The following is a 22,906-nucleotide window of genomic DNA, read 5'->3' as shown; positions in this document are numbered from 1 at the left end:
ACATGCCGGCAATGACGCCGGCCGCGGAAATACTCCGGAAACCTCACGACCCCTTCCACGAAACAATAGTGAAACCGTGTTGACACTTCCGAACGTCACTATGTGATTCATGCAACTCAGTTGCATATTCAGCAACGACCGGAAGGGGTCATCATGAACAAGGAGTCGCAAGCCGCATCAGCAGTATCCGATACCGCGGCCGCACCGACCGACGGCGCGAGCATCACCACCGCAGCAGCCACCGCAGCCACCGCAACAGCCGCAACACCGCAGTACACCGTCCAGGAAGTCTCCGATTCGACGATCCGCAAGCTCACCTTCTCGTCGTTCATGGGCAACTTCATCGAGTGGTTCGACTACGCGTCATACACCTACTTCGCCACGGTCATCGCCACGATCTTCTTCCCCAACCAGGACCCCACGGTCTCGCTCATCCAGGCGTTCGCCGTGTTCGCCCTCTCCTTCATCGCGCGCCCGATCGGCGCCGCGTTCTGGGGCAACTGGGGCGACAAGCACGGCCGCAAGAGCACGCTGACCCACTCCATCCTGTTCATGTCCGGCGCGACGTTCCTCATCGGATGCCTGCCCGGCTACGCGACCATCGGCATCGCCGCGCCGATCCTCCTGCTCCTGCTGCGCTGCTGCCAGAGCTTCTCCGCCTCCGGCGAATACGCGGGCGCGGCCACGTTCCTCAGCGAATCCGTCGGCCACCACCGCCGCGGCATGATCGCCGGCTTCATCCCCGCATCCGAGGCGGCCGGCCTGCTCGGCGGCTCCGCGGTGTTCCTCATCGAATCCACGTTCATGTCCGACGCGATGATGAACGCCTGGGGTTGGCGCGTGCCGTTCCTGCTCGCCGCGCCGCTCGGCCTGATCACCCTGTTCATCCGCGAGCACCTGAGCGAATCCCCCGCCTACCAGCAGGAGCAGCAGCTCATCGGTTCGGCCGAGAAGAAGGAGCAGGCCATGCCCCTGCGCGTGCTGTTCCGCGACTACCGCAAGCCGCTCATCCTCACGTTCGGCGCCTGCGTGCTCAACGCGGTCGGCTTCTACACGGTCCTCACCTACCTGCCCACCTACCTGACGACCACGCTCCACACCGACAAGACGCTCGCCTCCGCCGCGACCACCACCACGCTCATCGTGTACGTCGTGTTCGTGATCTTCACCGGCTACCTGTCCGACAAGTTCGGCCGCAAACGCGTGATGCTCGCCGCCTCGGTGCTGTTCGTCGTGTTCACCGTGCCCGCGTTCCTACTGCTCGACACCGGCAACGCCGTGGCGATCTTCGTCGGCGAAATGGGCATGGCGATGATCCTCGCCCTCAACGACGGCGTGCTCGTCAGCTTCCTGCCCGAAACGTTCCCCACCGAGGTCCGTCTCTCCGGCTTCGCGATCAGCTTCAACACGGCCAACGCGATCTTCGGCGGCACCGCGCCGCTCGTCGCCACCACGCTGATCTCCGCCACCGGCAACGCGCTCGTCCCCGCCTACTATCTCATCGTCATCGCGGCCATCGCGTTCGTGGCGATCTGGCATACGAAGCTCAACAAAGACCTCTTCTTTTCGGGCGTGAAGATGCCGTCCGTCACCCCGGCGCTCGGCACGGCCATCGCCTGAGCCGCACCCCACCGGCAGCCATCATCCAGATGGCCACACCCCACTCACACCAACCATCACCGGAAAGGAGGGCATCGCCATGATCCGCACGACCATCACCGCGACCATCGCCGCGACAGACGACGCACGCGGCACCCGCGCCACCCGCGAATCACGCGATGCCCGCCACGTACCCGAGCTGACGGGACACGAGCCGCGCATCATGCAGCACGATGTCGCGAATCTCATCGAACACGGCAGGCGTGACGCGCGATTTTGGCGCGGCGATGATCAACGCCGCGAGCAGCGTGCCATCCGCGCCGAACACGGGCGCGGCGAGACTGAACTCGCACGGGTCGCTCTCGCCGTCGTTCACCGCGAAACCCGCCTTGCGAATCGACGCGAGCTCGGCGCGCACACGCGCGACCGCCTCCCCGTCGCCACCATCGACGCCCTCGACGCAACCGGAACGCAGCGCGCGCTCCGCCTCGCCCCAGGGGCGGAACGCAAGACTCACCTTGACCGAAGCGGACGACCATCCGCGGTAGCGCGTACCCACCTCCTGCGTGTGGCGCACCAGCTTCGGACTGGGAATCTGATCGATCACGATCGGGTCCACATCCTCGATGACGGCGATCGCAGCGGTCTCATGCGTACGCGCGACCTCATCCTGCAGCAGCGGATGGGCGATGCGACGCACATCGATATTCGACAGCAGCGGCGCGACCAACGTCAGCAACGACACCCCGAGACGGTATTTGTCCGTCGCGGCGTCGCGGTGCAGATAGCCCAGACGCTGCAGGCTCGTCATCATCCGGGAGACCGTGCTCTTGTGCACACCGGTCATGCGGGCGACGTCGGTGACGCCCAACTCGGGCCTGTCGACCGAAAAGCAACGCAGAATCGCGAACACATTGGACAACGACGACGGCACGCGGCGCGCATCATCCGATTCGACGCCCTCACCGAAACCGGCATCCTCCCCAGTCTGCGCAACCATACGATGACCCCTCCCGGACAACACGCACATAGCCGACCACTGTATACCACGCCCGCGTCGGCGGCGGCCGGGCGAACGCAACAGAACGTACCACAACCAACCATCACAGGAAAGGAATCGCAACGATGAGCGACACCATCACCGAAGCCGAGGAATACTGGCCGGAAGGATTCTCCGTCAAGAACTCCACCTTCAGCACCTCGCTGGAAGGCCACGGCGCCGTGGACGACTACAACAAGGACCGCAAGCCCGGCCCGCTGTACGTCAACCGCAAGCACGACCGACGCTTCGGAGGCATCCAGACGTTCGCGCAGCTGCCCGTCTGCCTCACCCCGGAAGACCTCGTCGCGGGGCACATGGACGCCGCCGTGTACGGCGTGCCGTGGGACTCCACCGTATCCGGACGCTCCGGCGCGGCCATGGGACCGATGCACATCCGCACCATCGACTACCTCGGCCAGAACACGGAGATCGGGCGAGGCTCCATGGGACTCGAAACGCACGTGAACCCGTTCGAAACGCTCAACGTGTGCGACTTCGGAGACGCGCCCATCGTGCGCGGCAACACCCCGAAATCCTTCGACTCCGTACGCAAGTTCGTCGGCGCGATCGCCGAAACCGGCACCATGCCGATCGCCATGGGCGGCGATCATGGCATGACCTGGCCGGTCGTGACCGCGCTGGCTGACCACTACGGATTCGGCAAGATCGGCGTCGTGCACTTCGACGCGCACTGCGACGCATGGGAGGAAGGGCCCGACTGCATCGGCGGGCACGGCACCCCGATGCGCCACCTCATCGAAAGCGGCGCCGTGCCGGGCACGAACTTCGTGCAGGTGGGGTTGCGCGGATACTCCCCCGACCAGACGTTGCAGAACTGGATGGCCGAACGCGGCATGCGATGCCATTTCATGGCCGAAATCGAGCAGCGCGGGTTCGACAAGGTGCTTGAGGACGCCGTGAACGAGGCGATGGACCAGGCGGACTACCTGTATCTTTCGCTTGACATCGACGTGGTCGATCCGGCGTTCGCGCCCGCCACCGGCACGCCCGAGCCGGGTGGTCTGCGCAGCTGGGATGTACTCACCGCGTTCCGCCGGCTCGCGGCCGAGGTCGGCATCATCGGTATGGAGGTCGTCGAGGTCGCCCCGCCGTACGATGGTCCGGGCGAGATCACCTCGCTGCTCGCCAACCGCCTGATCCGCTCCGGTCTGACCGGCGTGGCCATGCACAAGCTCGGCATCCGGGAGAAGAACTACCTTCATCCGGAGGCGGTCGACTTCGGCCTGGCCCGCAAGCGCATGGGCAGGGATAAATAAGGGGGCTCCGCCGCGCAGTCGGGGGTCGTGCTCGCCGGACTGAGGCACTCCGCCCAGCACGACCAGCTCTGCCGCACGGTCGGGGATCGAACCTGCGCGGTCGGTGGGTGAACCTGCGCGGTAATCCTGCGAACCTGCGCGATTGGAGATCGAACCTGCGCAGTCGAAGACCCAACCTGCGCATAGGGGCCGAGTAGTACGGCGGCTTCGCCATTGTGGCGCTGCGAGGAAAGCTTGGAATACAGCCATTTCTCGCAGCGCCACAGTGCTGTATAACGAGCCTCTTCAGAACAGGGGTGCGCAGGTTCGCATCCCAACTGCGCAGATTCGCCCCCGGATTGCGCAAGTTCATCTTAGGATTGCGCAGGTTCACCCTCGGATTGCGCAAGTTCGCAGCCTCACTGCGCAGGTTCGCAGCAACTTGCGCAAGTTCATCCACGATCGCTTCCCCTCACCTCTATTGTCTCCCCCTCCACCGAGCGTGAAGGAAGACGATGTGGTCACGACCATGAAACACACATGGAACGCCGCAGCACAGAATCACCTCAAAGTCGAATCCGCAGGGCGTAGCCCTCCGTACAAGTGCGGCCATATGAATCAAAGCCACGCTGATGAGGCCATATGGGTTACACCCGGTGTCGCGCTGACGCCGCGCCACACAAAGGATGAGAAAACCTGTATGGAGCAGAGTCGCTCCGCACCAGTGCAGAAATACGGGGAACTCACGTTGTGTGGAGCGATATCGCTCAACACAACCTGCGAAGTCCATGACCCGTGTGGAGTGTGGAGCATCGCCGCGCCACAATCCTCCACGCGCCGCTCTTGTAGAGCGCCGGAATCATATGACCGATGATTTTCGCATGCGTGGCACGACTTCCGTATGCGATCAATGGTCACGAACCGATGATGTCGGCCACCGCAGAAACCACCACATCCCCTCATCGTCCAAAACCATCATCACCATCATCCCGCTAGGGGGAAAAATCCAACTGGTTGCAGCCCAATTATGCGTATGCCCCTTTCCTTCGTCGATACGCATCGAATCAACGAAGGAAAGGGGCATATCATGCGCGAGGGTCTGATCTCACTCACGCATATCGCGACGCCTCTTCACCACAATCAGACCGGCTGCCGCGACGAGCAACGCCATTGCCATGCCAAACGGTGCGGCGGCATCAAAGCCCGTGTTGCTCAGCGGCTTGGCGGAATCGCCTTTGCCACCTTGCGCATTGGCGCTATGACCGCCGTTCCCGGCACCGGCGCCAGCGTTACCCGCACCGCCATTGTCACCGGCACCGCCATTCCCGGAATCGCCGTTGCCGCCATTGCCTTCTCCGTTACCGGAGGGCGAGACGATGGGTACGGTCACCGTGCTCTTGGACAGGTCCACGGTGAAGTCGGACAGCGGCACATCAGCCATGCGCGTGGAATTGTTGTAGATAGCGATGCCGAGACGATGGCCGGCGGGAACCGTATAGTCCGTGGCGAGACCGTCCCACGTGATGTCGTAGTACTGGTTCACCGGTGTGGGTTTGAGCGCATCCAGCGAATCCTTGTGCGCGGTGCTGACCCATCCGCGCGAAATCACGTACGAATCGGCGGTTACCTTGTTCTCCACCGTACGGTAGTAGCAGGCGTCGTCGCGTCCGTCGACGCTGTCGCCCACGCAATCCTGCGGCTGTGTCTTGTCTGTGATCAGCGCGTGCAACGAGCTCGGGTCCGCTTCGATACGCGTCGCGGAACCATAGTCGATGAGCGAGAACGACAGGTTCGTGTCCGGAGCGGTCGCCTTGACGGACAGGCGGATCTTCGGCGTGCCCGAAATATGCGTGTCCTTCGCGAGCGGCTGCCCCACGTACAGCAGGCGCGTGTCCTTTGCAATGGCGTATTCAGGTGTCGCGCCCGCATCGGAGGAACTACCATCGGAATCCGCGGAGAACGGCTGCACGCCGGTCGCCTGCTTGGAAGCGAGGGAATCCGCCGCCGCGGACCGCGTCGCGTCCGCATCGTCAGCATCGGCGTCAGCCCCGGAAGCGCCGCGGGAAAGGGAGTATGCCGCGGACGGCGCATCACCGGTCAACTCATCGACCCTGCCGCCCTTGAAAGAGGCTTCGACGGGCGTGGACGACGCCGGGAGTCCCCTCGCCGAGCGTGCCAAGACCATCGACATCGCCTTTGGCGAACGACATGGTCACGTCACGCGCGCCGGGAACCGGCCATGACGCGTAGTCGCTCCATGTGCCGTCGGAGTTCTCGACAGAGGCCTGGGGCTCGTTCATCACGCCGTTGTCGATGTCGAACAGCCAATAGTCGAACCAGCGGTGGATTTCGTTGACCCAATCCGTACGGCGGAAGTCGAATGGATCGTCATGGCCGTCCTGGCTGAGCCAGATCTTGCTCGGCACGTGATTGGCTTGGAGCGCAGCCCAATACTTGTCCACGTTGTTCATCTGGACGTTGAGATCGTTGACGCCGTGCACGAGGAACACGGACGCCTTGAAGTCCTTCACATGGGAGGCGTAGTCGCGTTCCTTCCAGAAATCGTTATAGTTGCGGGTGGTCGCGTCTTCGTCCTTGATCATCTGCTCGACGTGCGCCTTGCAGACGGCCTTGCCGGAATGGTCGGAGGCACCGGGTTCGGCCGTGGCGAGATACTCGGCGAACGGGCCGGGCTCCCACCAGTTCGCGTACATCGCACCCGTGCCCGCGCGATACCAGTTGTATTGGTTGGAGATGCCGGAGATCGGCACGATGGTGGTCAGTCCTTCGACGCCGGTGGCGGCGAGGCCATCGGTGACGGAACCGTCATACGATTTGCCGAACGACGCCACTTTGCCGGACGCCCAATCGGCTTTCACTTCGTTGGCGGCATCGCGTGGGGCGGTCTTGGATTTGTATGCCTTGGCACGTCCGTTGGCCCAGTCCACGACGGCTTTGGCGGAGTCGAGATCATATTTGCCGCCGATGTCGCCGCATCCTTCGGACAGGTTCGTTCCTGCCAGGTCGGGCAGTACGTAGGCGTAGCCGCGCGGCACGAAGTAGTTGTCGTAGTAGAGCGGGAACTGGGTTTCCGGACTGTTGGCCTTGTCCTGTTCGTTCTCGTAGAGTTTGATTTCGCCTTCGTTGCCGCGTCCGAGGTCCGCGTAGCCGAAGTACGGGCTCGGATCCATGATGATCGGCACGTTGTGTTGCCCGTTGTTCAGTTCGCTCGGGCGGATGATGTCGGCACGGATCAGATCGTTCTTTCCGTCGCCGTCACCATCGTCTGGGATTTCGATGTATACGTATTCGCGGATGGCGTCCTTGTAGGAGTACACCGGTTTGGTGGTGCCGTCCGCGCCGAGCTGATACGGTTCGTTCGCGCGTTCCGCTGCGACGGCGGACGACGGCACGGCGAGCGCCGTCAATGCGGCGACGGTCGCCGCGCACGCGACGACCGTACGCGCGGCGGTGCGGATGACGTTGGCGGATGCGGCTGCGGTGTGTGAGCCGGCTGCGTTATGACTGTTGCGGCTGTTGCGACTACTGTCAGGACCATGCGATGACAGTTTGCCCATGAGATTCATGGTGTGATCCTTCCCCTCATAACACCTTGATGAAGCGCAAGGTTTATGCGGGATGTTAGCCCTTATGCCGCCAGCCTGTCCACCTGTCATCCGTCACACGGGCGTTACCTGGCAGTTACAGAACGGCATGCGCCGCGCGGCGGAGTACAATCATCTCTATGTCAGGCAATGGGGAAACACGGCAAGCGGCGCATGATGGTTTTTCGGCGGAGACGCCGATAACGAAGAGTAGCGATGACGCGTTCGACCGCAATGGATACGTGAAGGCACTGAAAGAGGCGATTCTGCATCCGTTGAGCAGCGACTGCCTTGTGGTGGGCATCACCGGAGAATGGGGGTCCGGAAAAACTTCACTGAAGAACCTGCTGAAGGAGGAGATTCTCAGAGAACGGACTCGCGGTGATTCCGAAGAGGCCAAGAAGAGTCTGATTGCGGAGTTCGACCCATGGCTGTATTCGGGAAGAGGCGAACTGATATCGATGATGTTTCTTGACATCTCAAAGAACATAAAGCCTGTAATAACCGGCGTAAAGAGCATCTTCAATAACTTCAGAAAACATGCGAGCAAAGCATTGGGGATAGCAGCCGGCGGGGCGGAAAGCATTGCAACAAAATCAAACACCCCCTTTACAATTCCAAACACGCCAACCGGCATAACCCTGTCAATCGGAGACAAAGCCCTCGCCGCGTGCTTCAGGGCACTTTCCGACATTCTCAAACCCGGCAGCGACGACATAGCAAACCTTGTGAAAGTACGCACAAAGCTCAAGAAAACCCTTGAGAAGAAAGGCAAACGGGTCATCGTTTTCATCGACGATATAGACCGACTCACCGATAACGAAGTGTGCGATATCTTCCGTACCATCAAAATGGTAGGTGATCTCCCCAACGTTACATATGTGCTGATGTACGACCAGGGAGCCGTAGCGCGGTCTCTGGATGCGCTTGCAAATGGACGAGGCGAAGAATATCTCAAGAAGCTGGTACAGGTCTCCCTGCATATCCCCGAGTTCAACACAGACAAGGTATGGGAACAGCTTGATAAAGAGATATCCAATATTTATGACAAATGGCCCGGATTATACCATTTCAAGACAGTCAACGGAAAACCTGCAGGTTTTCAATATTTCATACAACCATTCATAAAAAGCCCGCGCGACAGCGTACGCTTTGTCAACACGTTGAAGATGGAGTATGCAGCCCTTCGGGAAGATGTTGAATTCGATGATTTGGTATGCATGGTTTCACTGGAACTATTCAAACCAAAGCTGCGTCAGTGGATATATAACCATGGAACAGAACTATGCCATTACAAGCCAGACGATACTATCGACATCGTAGACCATGGCAGCAACAGGCGAGCACGCCTGGAACAATACCCCGACACGGCCTCGCAAGGTTCTCCCGCCCGCCATGCAATTGATACGTTATTCCCGGAAAGCACCAGACAGAACGAGCCCTCACCTGCCAGTAACACTATTTATAATATAGAGCATTTCTATAAATATTTCCGTTTCTTACAGCCGGACAATCTTATCCGCGAAAGCGAATACATCTCATTCATATTGGACAACAGCCACACTCCATTGTCCGGCAGTGATGAACGACTGAACATTCTCCTAAGCCCGCAACTCCCCTCGAAAGCCGCCCGCTATCTATCTCCTATCCACAACGAAGAACAACTCCAAGCGTTCATCACCCACATTATTAATGAAATAGATAGCACCGGCAATGCAGAAAGCTACTGGCAACTTATCCGCATTATTGACGAAATGATGATTCAATACAACAATCATATAGTGACGTTGGTTGATTCTATTGGCACATCTTTCCTATCCTCAATGTTCACCAAGGAAATCGCAACACAGGTATTAAAAAAGCATAGTCTAAAACCCCTTTTTGACATTACTTCATCAATAGGTCATCAAGCCAAAAAACTACCATCCCATATCTCAAAAACCTCATTCATCAGCATAGTGTACTTAGAATCCATACTACAAATTGCACTGCATGTCCCACGAAAGTACAAGACGCTGTTTTCATGCGACAAATCTATCAATATAGAAGAAAAAGACAAGTTTATTCTGAATCAGAAATCAATCTTAATAGAACATCTTATCATTACATATATTTCTGAAATCCAAAATTTACACCTTGAAACAACTGATCTAAAAATACTACAATTCCTGTTTAAAAACCTAATGATCATTTCAACGCAAGATATTAACGCCCCCAATCTTGATCGGACATATTCTGTTATCAAACGCCATATAGAAAATCACGACTATTACAATCTCCTCGTTTGGTCTAATGCGTTTAATTACAGCCATTCCACTATCAATGATCCAGATTCTCTGGTACCACCGTCAGACCTATTGCATACTTTAGAGTCCACCAATAAAGAAACCCTAAACGCCTTCGACATAAAAACAATCATCGACAACGCAATTAAAACCAAAATGGATGATTATACATTGAATAAACTTATAGATATATCAAATAGATGGCAATCCGAATCGATTGCACGGGAGCCCGGTGTAACTGACTAGAGTCAGTCAATTACATAACACAGAATCTCGCTACTGCCGTAGACACTCGTTCTGATGGGCACGCCAAAGCCGAGCCTGCCATATCCGACGGAACGAATCAGGTTATCTTTGATGATAATCATGCGCTATCCGCTCACCCAACTGTGACTACACAGCGTATACAACCACCGAGCCACTCACAGGCCGGAATGCAAAATCCTGTACTACTGCCAGCATAAACGCAATGTGGGGAGTCCTGGAATTCCAAGACTCCCCACATACATATCGGGTTCAGACTATAATGTCCCGAACCGTCTTTGCGGCCATGTTATCTGCGTTCGCGACGCACGCCTCCGCGCCCGCCGACCGTCAACAGTCCGCCTGCGGCCAGCAGCAGGGTCACCGCGACGGCGAACACCATGGTGACGTCGGAACCGGTGGCCGACAACGCGTGATGACCATCCGCATTGTCGCTCGCACCGTTCCCGTTACCATTCGCCCCGGTCCCAGCGCCAGCACCGTTCCCATTGCCGTTCGCGGCGTTTCCGCCATTGCTGCCGTTGCCAGCCCCGGCCCCGTTCCCGGAACCGTTCCCGTTCCCGGAACCATCGCCCTTGGCGACGTGCACGCCGTATGAGACGGATTCGCCGAACGCGTCGGTGACGCTCACCGTGTGGTCCGCATCATCGGCGGGAATGGTGACCGCACCGTCCGCGCCCACGGTGACCGGTTTGCCGTCGACCTTCACGTCGGCACGGTAGTTGTAGGAGACGTTGAACGTGACGTCGCCCTTGTAGCTGCCGCCGTCCTCGATGCCTTGCACAGGCGCGGCCGCCGTGTCGTACACGGCCAGCGCGAATACGCTGGCGAGGATCGTGGCGCGTTCGATGCTGTAGTTGCCGGTGAACGGGTGGTCATCACTGACGACGGTGAATTGGTCCTCGTCCGACGGCCACTCGTAGATGTCGCCGACCACGTGGTAGTTCTGTTCGGTGACGTCGTTGCGCCCGTCGCCGATGCGGTCGCCCCAGAAGATGTACACGCTGGGAATGCCTTCGCCGAATCCGAGTTTGGGCGTGCCGTTCGCACCGGTCGCACCGGTAATGGTGGCATGGTCGGAGCAGTTACCGAAGAATTGGAGGTCGACGGTGTCGTCCGGCCCCTTGGTCCACCACTTCGCGTACTTGCCGTCGGTGTAGTCCCAGTAGCGTTCGGCCTGGCGCTCGGCCACGTCGCCGGCGACGCTCTGCTGCGGGTTGCCGTCGGCGTCGCGGTAGGGCGTGTGGATGGTCAGTACGCTGTTGCGCGTCTGCGAGGTAGCGGCCATGTCCATGTTGTAGTAGGCGATCACGTGCTGCTTGCCCCAATCCTCAGGGTAGAGGAAGCTGCTGTAGAAGTGGGCGGATCCGATGAGCCCGTCCTCTTCGGCGGCCCAGAGCGCGAATACCACGTTCACGTTGGTGGGCACGTTCTTGAGCGCTTTGGCGATGGCGAGCACGTTCACGCTGCCGGACAGGTTGTCGTTGGCGCCTTCCGCGCCGAATACGCTGTCGCGGTGCGCGCCGACGATCACGTATTTGTCGCTCGGATGCGCGGCTTCCTTGACGGCGAGGATGTTGCTCGTGTGCGTGTTGCGGCGGTTGACGACGGTGGCGGATGCGCCGCCGACCTTGCCGTCGGCCCCGGTGAGTTTCTTCACGATCTGCCTGCCGTCAAGGTAGGAGGCGAGCACGACGGGGATGGTGATGTCCGTGCCTTCGGTGGGTGCGGGGAACGGGTGTTCGGCGGAGGTGCCGCCGTCCTCGTTGACCGTGTACTTGTTGTGGAAGAACACGACGGCCTTCGCGCCTTTGGCCTGCAACGCGCGTGCCGCGTCCGCGTAGTCGGTGCCGCCGTTCTTCCATTGATCGTAGCCCTTGCGGTTGGTCAGGACGATGCGCCCGTTGAGGGCGGAGGCGTCCGCGGCGACGGCGTCGTCAACGTTCGCGAAGTAGACGGTGTCTCCGGTGATGGTAGGAGTCTCGTACCCCTTGTAGACGCTGTCGTCGGCCCAGCCGGGCGCGAGCGCGGTGTAGTCGCGTCCGTCGATGGTGACGGAGGCGCCGATACGGCGGTTGACGCGTTCGTTGGCGAACGTGTCGAAGTAGTCGGCGGTGCCGTCGGCCGCAGTGGCCTTCGTGAACGGCCCGTAGCCGAGTTCCTTGAAATCGTTCGCGAAGTAGTCGGCACTGGCCTCGTCCGCCGGTGTGCCGGCAACGCGCGGGCCGATGTTGTCGTGCACGTATCGCACGTTCTTGAGGATGTAGTCGTCGTCGATACCGTCGACGACGGTCCGCTCGTTCGTGTCGAATGCGGCGGACGTCCGTGCGGCCACAGCCGCGTCGTCCGCCGTCTCGCCGGCGTAGGCGGCGGTGGCGAACGACGCCGCCATGCCCAGAGACACGGCGACGGCCGTCGCCATCGCGGCGAGCCTGCGTCCCGCCGCCGGGCGACGTGACGTCGCTGCCGTGCCGTTCCCGTTGTTCTGGTCGTCCCATGCGGGACGCGTCCCGCGCGTCGTTCCGTGCGACGCCCCTGCGTGTTGCGTTGGTGCCATAATCGATGCGCGGCAACGCAAGCCACGTACCGCCCCGCACATGACGAATACGGGCGATGACGTGGTCGCGCCGCCGCTTCCCTTCTTCCTCTGTCTGTTCCCGGATAAGTCGGTTCCCCTCAAGCCGGAGCATGATGGGAATCCCCCCTCTCGCTACGCATGCGCGGGATTCGCATCCCCTTCCCGTCATGCGTTGCGCTCCAGTAAACGCCCGAAACGCGGATTTGTCCAAGAAGAAACGGTTGCATGTCGTCATAACACGAATCGATGGCTCCATACGTCTGTGCAGAACGCCGACAGAGGCCGACCCGATCTTGGCGGAGGCGGGAAGCGACGGACGGAAAGGCGGCGCGCACAGGAACCGGGCGACGCACTCACAAGGTGACACGCGTGCGTTTGCGCTCGTAGATGAGCGCGAACGCGGCGAGCAGCGCGACCGCGGCCAGCGTGAACGGCAGTCCGGCGAGACCGGTGATGTGGTAGTCCATGCCGGCGGCGTTCAATGCGGCGCCGCCGACCAGCGAGCCGACCGCGTTGCCGCCGTTGAAGGCGATCTGCACGCCGGCGCCGCCGATGAGTTCCCCGCCGCCCTTGCCGGCGTCGGCCATGAGCAGCATCTGCGGGCCGTTGATGAAGAACAGGCCGAACGCGATCCAGAAGGTGAGCAGCGCGCAGGTCGCGAGGTTGCCCGGCATGAGGAACACCATGAGCAGGCCCATCGCGGAGATGAACTGGCCGAGCGCGGCGGTGGCGGCGTGCAGCCACCGGTCGGCCATGCGCCCGCCCGCGAGGCCGCCGACCACCATGCCGAATCCGGCGAGCATCATGAGCAGCGGCACGAACTGCGAATCGTATCCGCCGGTTTTCTGCAGCCAGGGAGAGACGTAGCTCCACCAGCAGAACACGCCGGAGTTGCCGACGAACACCGCGCCGAGCACGAGCCACGGTCCGGGCTTGGCGAGGAAGCGGAACTGCCCCGCGAGGCCGGCGTCGGGAACGGCCGGGATCAAAGGCATCCATGCCAAGGTGAGCGCGATGGTGAGCGCCGCGCCGATGGCGAGGATCACGAAGGCGAGACGCCAGTTCAGGTATTCGGCCATGAGCGTGCCGGCCGGCACGCCGAACATGTTGGCGAGCGTCTGTCCGGTCACCATGACGGACACCGCCTTGCCTTCCTTGCCTTTGTCGGCGAGCGCCTTCGCGATGACCGTGCCGGTGCCGAAGAACGCGCCGTGGGGCAGTCCCGCGATGAAGCGGGCGGCGACGAGCACGGCTGCGCTTGGTGCGACGGCGCTGAGCGCGTTGCCGACGAAGGCGAGCGCCATGAACAGGATCACGAGATGTTTCGGACTGGCTTTGCGCCCGAAGACGAGCATGGTCACGCCGAAGCATACGCCAATCGCGTATGCGGAGATGAAATGGCCGGCGGTCGGGATGGATACGTGTGTGGCTGCGGCGGCTTGGGGCAGGATGCCCATCATCACGAATTCCGCGGCGCCGAGCACGAACGCGCCGGCGGCGACGGCGAGCAGGCTTTTCTTCATGGAGGATTCCCTCGAATCGGAAGTGGTCGGATTGTCGAAGTTGTCGGTGCGGCAAGGCCGCGCCCCGGCAAGACTACTCCCCCTGCTCCCCGTCGCGTGACAGGCGGCCGCGCGCGATGGACACTCACGAGTCACGGACACCCGCCCAGATGCGGTATGGCGAATTCAAGCTCGTCGTTCCCGGAAAGACGAATCAGGATGATGATAACCGAATACACCCGACCGAAACGTATAAACGTCTTTTATATCTTTTATATCTTTTATAAGTTCGCTATTATGGTGTCCGATGGGGAGATTGCGGATAAGCCTCTCCCTCTGCGATACGGAGGATTCATCATGCGCAATCCATTCAAACCAACCGCCGGAATGACACCGCCGGTATTGGTCGGCCGCAAAGCGGACATCGAGGATTTCTCATGCGCTTTGGACGACGGCGTCGGAGCCCCCGGGCGACTGATGTACGTCACCGGCGCACGAGGAGTAGGCAAAACCGTCATGTTGAACGCTCTGGGCGACGTCGCCAGAGAACGCGGTTGGCTCGTCATCGACGAAACCGCCAACCACGGATTCATTTCCCGCCTCATCGACGCCTTACAAGACAATGACAAAACCCGCGACGGCAAAACCCACATCACCTCGTGGACGATGCCCTCAGGCTCACTCGCTATTCCCGGGACATCCGTGGATGCGTCGCTAAGCCTAGGTTCCATCCAATTCACACCCACCGAGCAATCCCTTGATTTCCGCAAGGCGATGACCCGCAAGCTCGACCAACTGGAGAAGAACGGGCTCGGCATACTCATCACGCTTGACGAGGTTCAGCCATCGAGCATCGAAGAAATCCGAGCCTTGGCGACGACGATCCAGCACCTCATCCGAGAGAAGCGCAACATCGCGTTCGTGTTCGCAGGCCTTCCGACCTTGGTGGAGAACGTCATCGACGATGATGTCCTGACGTTCCTTCGCAGGGCGGAACGCAAGCATTTGGAAGATGTGGATCTGGATGAGGTGCGTCATGCTTTCGCGGTCACGATAACGACCAACGGCAAGCATGCGTCCGATGACGTACTGGACAGGCTTACCCAAGCCACCAACGGATATCCTTTCATGATTCAGCTGGTCGGCTACTGGGCGTGGCATGCGTCCGAGGTCGGCCCGCTCGCCGATGACAAGGAAATCACCCGAGCAGCTGCGGACAAAGGCGTGGCCCAGGCGGAGCTCAAGCTCGGAGATATGGTGCATGGCCCTGTTTTCAACAAACCGTCCCCGATGAAGTGCGACTATCTGTTGGCCATGGCACAGGATGATGGCCCATCGTCGACCGCGGAAATCGCCAAGCGCCTGAAGCGAGATCCAGGCTATGCCAATGTGTACCGGACCCAACTCATCAACGAGGATCTCATCTACCAATCCTCATACGGGTACGTTGACTTCAGACTCCCCTTCATGCGCGACTATCTTCGCGAACACGGCGCCTACCTTCAGATGCGCGAAAACATCAAAGGCAGATCGGAACAGTAGAGCCTTCGACACAGCTGGCGCCGATACCCCAGCCTCGATGGTTTTGTATGCCAGAAGCGTCGTCTTCGTCGATTGCATCGCTTTCGTCCCAAACGCGTCGTTTTCGTTCCAAGCTTGGGATGGAAGCGACGCTGAGAGGCCCGTCAGCGTTGCTTTCGTCCCAACCGTGGGGCGGAAACGACGCAGTCGGGACAGAGCAGACGCCTTTGGGACGGAAGCAACGCGAAATCAGGTGGAATAAAGGGTCATCGGAGAGGCCAAGTCCCACCAGCGTCGCTCTCGTCCCAAGCGGGGGACGGAAGCAACGCGCTTGGGACAACAACGACGCATCCGGGACGGAAACGACGCGCTTGACAGGTGGCAGGGTAAGAATCAGACGCGTTTGAAGCCAGCTCAGCAGCAGCCCAAGTAGCCCGAGCCACCCGGGACAAATCCGAACCGCTCAGCCGAACCGCCCCGACCGCCTGAAAGCCCAAACCAGTTACCAGCAGCCCAGTCCAGCAGCCCAAGTAGCCCGAACTAGTCCCCGAACCACCCCAGCACCAACCCAGCAGACTAACCAGCACCGAACCAACCCAACCGACCCGAACCAGCACAGGCCCAAGCCGCGTCACACGCGCATCGCGTCCTTCGCCGCCTCGATCTGGCCCGGCCCGCCTTCGCCGGCGGCGATGAACCGCCCGGACGCGAGCACGTAGTATTTGTCCGCGCGTTCGACGGCGAACTGCACCTTCTGTTCGACGAGCACCACGCCGATGCCCTTCTCCTCGGCCATGGATCGGATGGCCTGCTGGATTTCGGCGACGATGTTCGGCTGGATGCCTTCGGTCGGTTCGTCGAGGATCATGAGTTTCGGACGGGTGATGAGCGCGCGGGCGATGGCGAGCTGCTGACGCTGGCCACCGGAGAGCAGGCCGGCGCGGCGTCCCGCGAACTCCTTCAGCACCGGGAACATCGCCACGGCTTCGTCGTAGCGCGCCTTCGCCTCGGCGCCGTACCGGTCGGCGACGACGTGCAGGTTCTCGTCGACGGTCATCGTGCCGAACGACTGCTGGCCTTGCGGCACGAACGCCATGCCGGCGCGGATGCGTTTGTTCGGCGCGGCTTTGGTGACGTCCACGCCGTCGAACGTGATCGTGCCGGACGTGGCCGGCAGCAGGCCGAGGATGGCTTTGAGCAGCGTGGTCTTGCCGGCGCCGTTGTTGCCGACGATGCTCACCCACTGCCCGGCTGCCACGTCGAACGTGATGTCGTTGACGACGGTCACTTTGCCGTAGCCGGTGTTGAGCCCCTTCACTTCAAGCATTGCCATGGTTGGTCCCTTCAGTTCTCGCCGCCGAGGTAGATCCTGACGACCTCCTCGTTGTTCTGGATATCTTCGACCGATCCTTCGGCGAGGATCTCGCCCTGGTTGAGCACGGTGACGGAGTCGGCGAACTGGCGCATGAACTCCATGTCGTGTTCGACGATGATGACGGTGCGGTTCCTGCTGCATCGTTTGAGCAACTCGCCGGTGGCGATGCGTTCGGCCGGGGTCATGCCGGCGACGGGCTCGTCGAGCAGCAGCAGGTGCGCATCCTGCACGAGCAGCATGCCGATCTCCAGCCACTGCTTCTTGCCGTGCGGGAGGATGCCCGCGGGCTTGTGCGCGTCCTCGGTGAGGTTGCACACGTCCATCATGTATTCGATGTTCTGCGTGACGCCTCCCATGGGGCGGAACAGGTCGCGGCCCTTCTTGCGGAATCCTTCGGCGAGCTGCAGGTTCTCGAGCACGCTGAGCTCCTCCACGACGGACGCGGTCTGGAAGGTGCGTCCGACGCCGAGTTTGACGATGTCGTTCGGCTTGCGGCCGATCAGCTCCTCGCCGCGGAACATGGCCGATCCGCTTGCGGGGACGAGTCCGGTGATCGCGTCGATGATGGTGGTCTTGCCGGCGCCGTTCGGACCGATGAGGAAGCGCAGGTCGCCGTGTTCGACGGTCAGGTCGAGGTTCTTGACGGCTACGAACCCGTCGAATTCGACGTGCAGCCCCTTGATTTCGAGGTAGTCGTTCCATTGGCCGCCGCGGTCGTCGAGCGCGGTGAGCTGTTCGTGCAGGCGTTCGCGCTCCTCGACGATCTCGGCCTTCATGGCGGCCGCTTCGTCGCGCATGCGCTTGGCCTCGTCGCGCATGGCGACCATTTCGGCGCGCAGACGCTCCAGATCCTCCTTGGAGGCGGGAGCGGCGGCCTCAGCGGCGCCGGCAGCCGCAGTAACCGCGGAAGCCGCGTTCGTAGTCACGGAAGCCGCGTTCGCAGTCTCGTTCGTGGTCGCATTCGTGTTCATGGTGTTCTCCTCGCTCATGCGTTCACCGCCTTGACCGTGCCGCCCGCCGTCGCGGACGCCGCAACGGCTCCCGGATTCCCGCCGAGACCGATCTTCTCCTTAAGCCAGGGCCATACGCCCTTGAACTGGCCGAGTCCCATCGGCACGAAGGCGATGACCAGAATGAAGATGAGGCCTTCGATGTACGTCCAAGCGGACGGGTACGCCTCGGACAGCTGCGTTTCGGCGAAACGGATGATGAGCGTGCCGACCAGCGGGCCGAGCAGCGTGGTGCGTCCGCCGATGACCACGCCGGCGAGCATGAGGATGGACGGGGTCACGCCGATGTCGGACGGGGAGATGATGCCGACGACGGGCACGAACATCGCGCCGCCGATGCCGGCGAACATCGCGGCCAGCGAGAACGCGAACACCTTGATGGAGGCGGGGTTGTAGCCGAGGAACTTCATGCGGTTCTCCTGGTCGCGCACGCCGATGATGAGGTCGCCCATGAACGAACGGCGGATCCAGTAGACGATGAGCACCATGGCGAGCGTGAGGAACGCGCAGATGTAGTAGATCATCTGCTTGTTCGCGTCGTCGGTGAGATCGTAGCCGAAGAATCCCTTGAAATCGTTGAGACCGTTGGTGCCGCCGGTGGTCTTCGACTGGCCGATGAGCAGCACGGAGAAGGCGGCGACGAGCGCCTGCGACAGGATGGCGAAGTAGGCGCCGCGCACGCCGCGCCCGAACACGGCCAGGCCGAGCAGCGCGGCGATCGCGCCGGGCACGGCGGCCACGCCGATCACGGCGATGACCGGATTGCGGAACAGCTCCCAGAACCCGGGGACTTCCGTGATGCCGTACTGGGCCATGAAGTCGGGCACCTGACCGGGGCCGATGTCCTCGAGCTTCATGTGGATGGCCATCACGTACGCGCCGAGACCGAAGAAGAGGCCCTGGCCGAGCGTGAGCATGCCGCCCTGGCCCCATGCGAGGCCGATGCCGATGGCGACCATCGCGTAGCACAGGTACTTCGAGAGCAATCCGAGGTTGTACACGCTCATGATGGAGGGCGCGAGGAAGATCAGCGCGACGGCGACGAGCGTGCCGATCCACGGCTTGTATTTTGCGGCGAATGCGCCGGCTGCGTGCAGAGAAGCGTTGTTCATGATGGTTCTCCCCTCCCCTTACGCGAGGTTCCTGGAACGGATGGAAACGAGACCCTGCGGGCGGAACTGCAGGAAGACGACGACGATCAGGAACACGGCGACCTGCCCGATCGACGCGGACGTCGGCAGTTCGATGGCGGACTGCGCGAGACCGAGCACGAAGGAGGCGATGACCGCGCCCTTCAACTGGCCGACGCCGCCGGCGACGACCACAAGGAACGCCTGCACGATGAACGTGGTGCCGAAGTTGAAGCTGATCGAGTTGAGCAGGCTCAGCGCCACGCCCGCGATGCCCGCGATGCCGGAGCCGAGGAAGAACGTGACGTGGTCGACGGTCTTCGTGGAGATGCCGGAGACCTCGGCCAGATCGCGGTTCTCGGAGGTGGCGCGGATCTGGCGGCCGAGCGGCGTGAGCTTGAGCACCGCGTACAACGCGGCCACGCACACCACCGACAGGATGAAGATGAACAGGCGGCCGGCGGAGAAGCTGTAGCCGAAGACCGTCACCGGGTTGGTGAGCGCTTCGGGCGCGGAGGCATAGACCGGGGTCGCGCCGAAGATGTCGCGCGCGAGCTGTTGCAGGACCAGCGAGACGCCGAACGTGACCAGCAGCGTGTCGAGCGGGCGCGTGCGCATGCGTTCGAGCAGCAGCACGTCGAGCAGCAGTCCGAGCGCGCCGGCCACGAGGAATCCGACGACGAGCGCCACGCCCAGGGAGACGGCCTTGTTGCCGATGACCGTGCTCATCACGTAGGCGGTGTACGCGCCGGCCATCATGAACTCGCCGTGCGCGTTGTTGATGACGCCCATCTGGCCGAACGTCAGCGACAGGCCGAGCGCGGCGAGCAGCAGGATCGATCCGTTGGACAGACCCGCCACGATCTGTGGAAATAGCATACCCATGGTTTCGTGTTCCCTTCCGCTCTCTCAGTTGCTTTCCGAACCGCTTGCCGAGCCGGCCGTGGACCCGCTCACCGCGTCCTCGGCGCCGGCGCTCAGGCTCTTCGCCCAGTCGTAGGTCGTCAGGTACGGGTCGGGCTTGATGGGGCCGTCGGACTTCCACACGGTGTGGATGAGCTTGTCCTCGCCGATCTTGCCGATGTACGAGGTCTTGTAGATGTGATGGTTCCTGCCGTCCACCTTGACGCGGCCTTCCGGCGCGTCGAAGGTGACGCCGTCGGCCGCGGCCTTGACCTTGTCCACGTCGAACGACTTGGCCTTCTCGACCATGCCCTTCCACAGGTAGACGGACGTGTACGCGGATTCCATCGGGTCGGAGGTGGGCCGGTTCTCGCCGTACTTCGCCTTGAAGTTCTTCACGAACGTCTTGTTCTGCGCGTTGTCGAGCGTCTGATAGTAGTTCCAGGCGGTCAGCTGGTCCTTGACGTTGTCGACGCCGATGGCGGAGACCTCCTCCTCGGCGATGGACATGGAGATCACCGGCGTGGTGTCCGCCTTGAGGCCGGATGCCTTGTACTCCTTGAAGAACGCGACGTTGGAATCGCCGTTGAGCGTGTTCACGACCGCGTCCGCGCCGGAGAACTTGAGCTTGTTGACGATCGTCGTGAAGTCGGTGGAGCCCATCGGCGTGTACTCCTCGCCGACGACCTCCATGCCGTTGCCTTCCGCGTACGCCTTGACCACGCGGTTCGCGGTCTGCGGGAACACGTAGTCGGAGCCGACGAGGAACAGCTTCCTGTAGCCCTGCTCCTTGAGGTAGTCGAGCGCGGGCACGATCTGCTGGTTCGGGGCGGCACCCGAATAGAAGATGTTCGGGCTGGCCTCCATGCCCTCGTACTGCAGCGGGTAGAACAGCAGCGCGTTGTCCGCCTCGAAGACCGGCAGCATGGCCTTGCGCGAGGAGGATGTCCAGCCGCCGAACACCGCTGCCACGCACTCCTTCTCGATGAGCGTCTTGGCTTTCTCGGCGAATACGGCCGGCTCGGACTTGCCGTCCTGCTGGACGACTTCGAGCTTCTTGCCGAGCACGCCGCCCTTCGCGTTGATCTCGTCGACGGCCATGTGCAGCGAATCGCTGACGGTCTGTTCGGAGATCGCCATCGTGCCGGACAGCGAGTTGACGAATCCGATCTTGATGCTGTCACCGGAGGTGTCCACGCAGGACGACGCGTTGCCCGTGGCGGTCGCGTTGCCTTCCTGCGCCTCCTTCTCGGCGACGGTCCGGCCCCAGCCGCAGCCGCCGGTCGCCATGACGGCGACGGTCACGCAGCAGGCTGCGACGGCCTTGAGTCGATGTGATATGGCCATACGTCCTCTCCCTCTCACGTACGCCTTGGATTGACGGTGAAGTGCGTGTGAAACCGGTTCCGTGGAACCGTTTCCGTAAGACGGAACGATGACAGCGCCCAGTTGATGGCACGTTGCCCGTGTGTTTCCGTTTCATATCCGCCGTGACATGACGGTTACACGCGCAGTGCCATCGCGCGGGCGCGTGTCGCGCATGATTCCACCGCCACGCGGCCGTCACGCGGACGGACGAAGCAGGTACTCTTGGGAATCATGGAACTGCATGTATTGAACCATCCGCTCGTCGAGCACAAGCTGACCGTGCTCCGAGACAAGAACACCCCGTCCTCCACCTTCCGCGAGCTCGTCTCCGAGCTGGTCATGCTCGAAGCGTACGAGGCCACGCGCGACCTGTCCGTCGTGTCCGTGCCGATCGAGACCCCGGTCGCGCCGATGACCGGCAAGAAGCTCGCCGAGCCGCGCCCGATCATCGTGCCCGTGCTGCGCGCCGGACTCGGCATGCTCGACGGCATGACCCGCCTGCTACCCACCGCCGAAGTCGGCTTCCTCGGCATGAAGCGCGACGAAGAGCACCCCACCCAGCAGATCACCTACGCGAACCGCCTGCCGGACGACCTCTCCGGCCGCCAGTGCTTCCTCATCGACCCGATGCTCGCCACCGGCGGCACGCTCGTCGCCGCCACGCACTATCTCGCCGAACGCGGCGCGAAGGACGTCACCGCGATCAACATCATCGCCGCGCCGGAAGGCATCAAGTACGTCGAGGAGCACATCGACCCGTCCATCGACTTCAAGGTCGTGGTGTGCGCGGTCGACGAAAAGCTCAACGACAAGTGCTACATCGTGCCGGGGCTGGGCGACGCCGGCGACCGCCTCTACGGAGTGATCGATTGACGGAGCGTTATCCGCGTTGCGGCGAGTTCGACGTACCTCCGTACGCCTTCACCCGCCACGCCTCGATACCGCACACGTCAATCGACCACCAGACGGAAGGACCGACGGATGCAGATCGACATCATCGCGCCGGGGCGCGTGAAGGAACGATACCTGCGCGACGCCATCGACGAATATTCGAAGCGATTGTCGCGCTACTGCCGTCTGAACATCATCGAAGTCGCCGACGAGAAGACGCCGGAACACGCCTCGGAAGGCGTGGACCGGCAGATCAAGGCGAAAGAGGGCGAACGCATCGCGAAACATCTGCGTGACAATGCGTTCGTCGTCGCCCTCGCGATCGACGGCAAACAGCTGTCGAGCGAGGAGCTCGCCGCGAAGGTTGCGGACTGGGGATTGCACGGCGTGAGCCATCTCCAGTTCGTGATCGGCGGATCGATCGGATTGGATGACGCGATCCTGCGCCGCGCGGACTTCCGATTGAGCTTCTCGAAGATGACGTTCCCGCATCAGCTCATGCGCGTGATCCTGCTGGAGCAGATCTACCGCGCCTACAAGATCAACGCCGGCGAGCCCTACCACAAGTAGGCTGGAA

The 22,906-nt window shown here is 61.5% G+C and carries 16 protein-coding genes; 6 read left to right on the top strand and 10 right to left on the bottom strand.

The genetic code is table 11. The features are described 5' to 3' along the window. Nucleotides 1-153 precede the first annotated feature (153 nt). Complete coding sequence (locus tag BFAL_RS05570; protein WP_082440402.1) at nucleotides 154-1,620, top strand: MFS transporter; 1,467 nt, start codon at nucleotides 154-156, stop codon at nucleotides 1,618-1,620. A gap of 151 nt (nucleotides 1,621-1,771) precedes the next feature. On the opposite strand, the gene BFAL_RS05565 is transcribed toward BFAL_RS05570, so the two are convergent. Then, nucleotides 1,772-2,599, bottom strand: a complete 828-nt coding sequence (locus BFAL_RS05565; protein ID WP_055427436.1) for an IclR family transcriptional regulator — start codon at nucleotides 2,597-2,599, stop codon at nucleotides 1,772-1,774. A gap of 125 nt (nucleotides 2,600-2,724) precedes the next feature. Here BFAL_RS05565 and speB point away from each other — a divergent pair, with 125 nt between their 5' ends. Further along, nucleotides 2,725-3,918 carry an agmatinase gene (speB, locus tag BFAL_RS05560; RefSeq protein ID WP_055427435.1) on the top strand — a complete coding sequence of 398 codons (1,194 nt, stop codon included), beginning with the start codon at nucleotides 2,725-2,727 and terminating at the stop codon, nucleotides 3,916-3,918. Between the two features lie 1,084 nt (nucleotides 3,919-5,002). Here the strand turns inward: speB and BFAL_RS05555 are convergent. After that, nucleotides 5,003-5,998 (bottom strand): CocE/NonD family hydrolase C-terminal non-catalytic domain-containing protein, encoded by a 996-nt coding sequence (locus tag BFAL_RS05555; protein WP_055427434.1) that lies wholly within the window; start codon nucleotides 5,996-5,998, stop codon nucleotides 5,003-5,005. A 1-nt stretch (nucleotide 5,999) separates the two neighbouring features. Further along, nucleotides 6,000-7,484, bottom strand: a complete 1,485-nt coding sequence (locus BFAL_RS05550) for a CocE/NonD family hydrolase (protein ID WP_055427433.1) — start codon at nucleotides 7,482-7,484, stop codon at nucleotides 6,000-6,002. A gap of 260 nt (nucleotides 7,485-7,744) precedes the next feature. Here BFAL_RS05550 and BFAL_RS10655 point away from each other — a divergent pair, with 260 nt between their 5' ends. Beyond that, nucleotides 7,745-10,033 carry a KAP family P-loop NTPase fold protein gene (locus BFAL_RS10655; RefSeq protein ID WP_160319040.1) on the top strand — a complete coding sequence of 763 codons (2,289 nt, stop codon included), beginning with the start codon at nucleotides 7,745-7,747 and terminating at the stop codon, nucleotides 10,031-10,033. A 307-nt stretch (nucleotides 10,034-10,340) separates the two neighbouring features. Here BFAL_RS10655 and BFAL_RS05540 read toward each other — a convergent pair whose 3' ends face one another. Together BFAL_RS05540 and BFAL_RS05535 are read right to left on the bottom strand one after the other, a co-directional pair. Beyond that, nucleotides 10,341-12,608, bottom strand: a complete 2,268-nt coding sequence (locus BFAL_RS05540) for a M28 family peptidase (RefSeq protein WP_160319039.1) — start codon at nucleotides 12,606-12,608, stop codon at nucleotides 10,341-10,343. 374 nt (nucleotides 12,609-12,982) lie between these two features. Further along, the gene (locus BFAL_RS05535) at nucleotides 12,983-14,152 is read right to left on the bottom strand and encodes an MFS transporter (protein ID WP_055427430.1); all 1,170 of its coding nucleotides are present in this window, start codon (nucleotides 14,150-14,152) and stop codon (nucleotides 12,983-12,985) included. Nucleotides 14,153-14,488: 336 nt separating this feature from the next. Between BFAL_RS05535 and BFAL_RS05530 the strand changes: the two genes are divergently transcribed. Then, nucleotides 14,489-15,673 (top strand): ATP-binding protein, encoded by a 1,185-nt coding sequence (locus tag BFAL_RS05530; RefSeq protein ID WP_160319038.1) that lies wholly within the window; start codon nucleotides 14,489-14,491, stop codon nucleotides 15,671-15,673. A gap of 610 nt (nucleotides 15,674-16,283) precedes the next feature. Here the strand turns inward: BFAL_RS05530 and urtE are convergent. Genes urtE through urtA form a run of 5 tightly spaced genes read right to left on the bottom strand, consistent with a single transcriptional unit; the run spans nucleotide 16,284 to nucleotide 21,417 of the window. Continuing rightward, nucleotides 16,284-16,985, bottom strand: a complete 702-nt coding sequence (gene urtE / locus BFAL_RS05525) for an urea ABC transporter ATP-binding subunit UrtE (protein ID WP_236691680.1) — start codon at nucleotides 16,983-16,985, stop codon at nucleotides 16,284-16,286. Between the two features lie 11 nt (nucleotides 16,986-16,996). After that, a complete protein-coding gene (locus BFAL_RS05520; RefSeq protein ID WP_236691679.1) occupies nucleotides 16,997-18,016 on the bottom strand; it encodes an ABC transporter ATP-binding protein in 1,020 nt (339 codons plus the stop codon). After that, nucleotides 18,013-19,149 (bottom strand): urea ABC transporter permease subunit UrtC, encoded by a 1,137-nt coding sequence (gene urtC / locus BFAL_RS05515; RefSeq protein ID WP_152973551.1) that lies wholly within the window; start codon nucleotides 19,147-19,149, stop codon nucleotides 18,013-18,015. Before urtC ends, BFAL_RS05520 begins: the two co-directional genes overlap by 4 nt. Before the next feature lie 18 nt (nucleotides 19,150-19,167). Continuing rightward, nucleotides 19,168-20,052: an urea ABC transporter permease subunit UrtB gene (gene urtB / locus BFAL_RS05510; protein ID WP_055427427.1), complete on the bottom strand. Its 885-nt coding sequence runs from the start codon at nucleotides 20,050-20,052 to the stop codon at nucleotides 19,168-19,170. A gap of 24 nt (nucleotides 20,053-20,076) precedes the next feature. Continuing rightward, nucleotides 20,077-21,417, bottom strand: coding sequence for an urea ABC transporter substrate-binding protein (urtA, locus tag BFAL_RS05505; RefSeq protein WP_055427426.1), 1,341 nt, complete (start codon nucleotides 21,415-21,417; stop codon nucleotides 20,077-20,079). A 252-nt stretch (nucleotides 21,418-21,669) separates the two neighbouring features. Here urtA and upp point away from each other — a divergent pair, with 252 nt between their 5' ends. Next, nucleotides 21,670-22,311, top strand: a complete 642-nt coding sequence (gene upp, locus BFAL_RS05500; RefSeq protein WP_055427425.1) for a uracil phosphoribosyltransferase — start codon at nucleotides 21,670-21,672, stop codon at nucleotides 22,309-22,311. A 108-nt stretch (nucleotides 22,312-22,419) separates the two neighbouring features. Further along, the gene (rlmH, locus tag BFAL_RS05495; protein ID WP_055427424.1) at nucleotides 22,420-22,899 is read left to right on the top strand and encodes a 23S rRNA (pseudouridine(1915)-N(3))-methyltransferase RlmH; all 480 of its coding nucleotides are present in this window, start codon (nucleotides 22,420-22,422) and stop codon (nucleotides 22,897-22,899) included. Nucleotides 22,900-22,906: the final 7 nt, after the last annotated feature.

The sequence above is a fragment of the Bifidobacterium aesculapii genome (assembly GCF_001417815.1).
GTDB classification, from domain to species: Bacteria; Actinomycetota; Actinomycetes; order Actinomycetales; family Bifidobacteriaceae; genus Bifidobacterium; species Bifidobacterium aesculapii.
This window is presented reverse-complemented; position numbering and strand designations above follow the sequence as displayed.

What these genes read in the sequence shown, in the direction of transcription:
- BFAL_RS05550 (WP_055427433.1), bottom strand. Translation starts at nt 7,484, where the DNA reads ATGAATCTCATGGGCAAACTGTCATCGCATGGTCCTGACAGTAGTCGC.
- BFAL_RS05530 (WP_160319038.1), top strand. Translation starts at nt 14,489, where the DNA reads ATGCGCAATCCATTCAAACCAACCGCCGGAATGACACCGCCGGTATTG.
- BFAL_RS05535 (WP_055427430.1), bottom strand. Translation starts at nt 14,152, where the DNA reads ATGAAGAAAAGCCTGCTCGCCGTCGCCGCCGGCGCGTTCGTGCTCGGC.
- BFAL_RS05540 (WP_160319039.1), bottom strand. Translation starts at nt 12,608, where the DNA reads ATGGCACCAACGCAACACGCAGGGGCGTCGCACGGAACGACGCGCGGG.
- BFAL_RS05570 (WP_082440402.1), top strand. Translation starts at nt 154, where the DNA reads ATGAACAAGGAGTCGCAAGCCGCATCAGCAGTATCCGATACCGCGGCC.
- urtA (WP_055427426.1), bottom strand. Translation starts at nt 21,417, where the DNA reads ATGGCCATATCACATCGACTCAAGGCCGTCGCAGCCTGCTGCGTGACC.
- urtB (WP_055427427.1), bottom strand. Translation starts at nt 20,052, where the DNA reads ATGGGTATGCTATTTCCACAGATCGTGGCGGGTCTGTCCAACGGATCG.
- urtC (WP_152973551.1), bottom strand. Translation starts at nt 19,149, where the DNA reads ATGAACAACGCTTCTCTGCACGCAGCCGGCGCATTCGCCGCAAAATAC.
- upp (WP_055427425.1), top strand. Translation starts at nt 21,670, where the DNA reads ATGGAACTGCATGTATTGAACCATCCGCTCGTCGAGCACAAGCTGACC.
- BFAL_RS05565 (WP_055427436.1), bottom strand. Translation starts at nt 2,599, where the DNA reads ATGGTTGCGCAGACTGGGGAGGATGCCGGTTTCGGTGAGGGCGTCGAA.
- rlmH (WP_055427424.1), top strand. Translation starts at nt 22,420, where the DNA reads ATGCAGATCGACATCATCGCGCCGGGGCGCGTGAAGGAACGATACCTG.
- BFAL_RS05520 (WP_236691679.1), bottom strand. Translation starts at nt 18,016, where the DNA reads ATGAGCGAGGAGAACACCATGAACACGAATGCGACCACGAACGAGACT.
- speB (WP_055427435.1), top strand. Translation starts at nt 2,725, where the DNA reads ATGAGCGACACCATCACCGAAGCCGAGGAATACTGGCCGGAAGGATTC.
- urtE (WP_236691680.1), bottom strand. Translation starts at nt 16,985, where the DNA reads ATGGCAATGCTTGAAGTGAAGGGGCTCAACACCGGCTACGGCAAAGTG.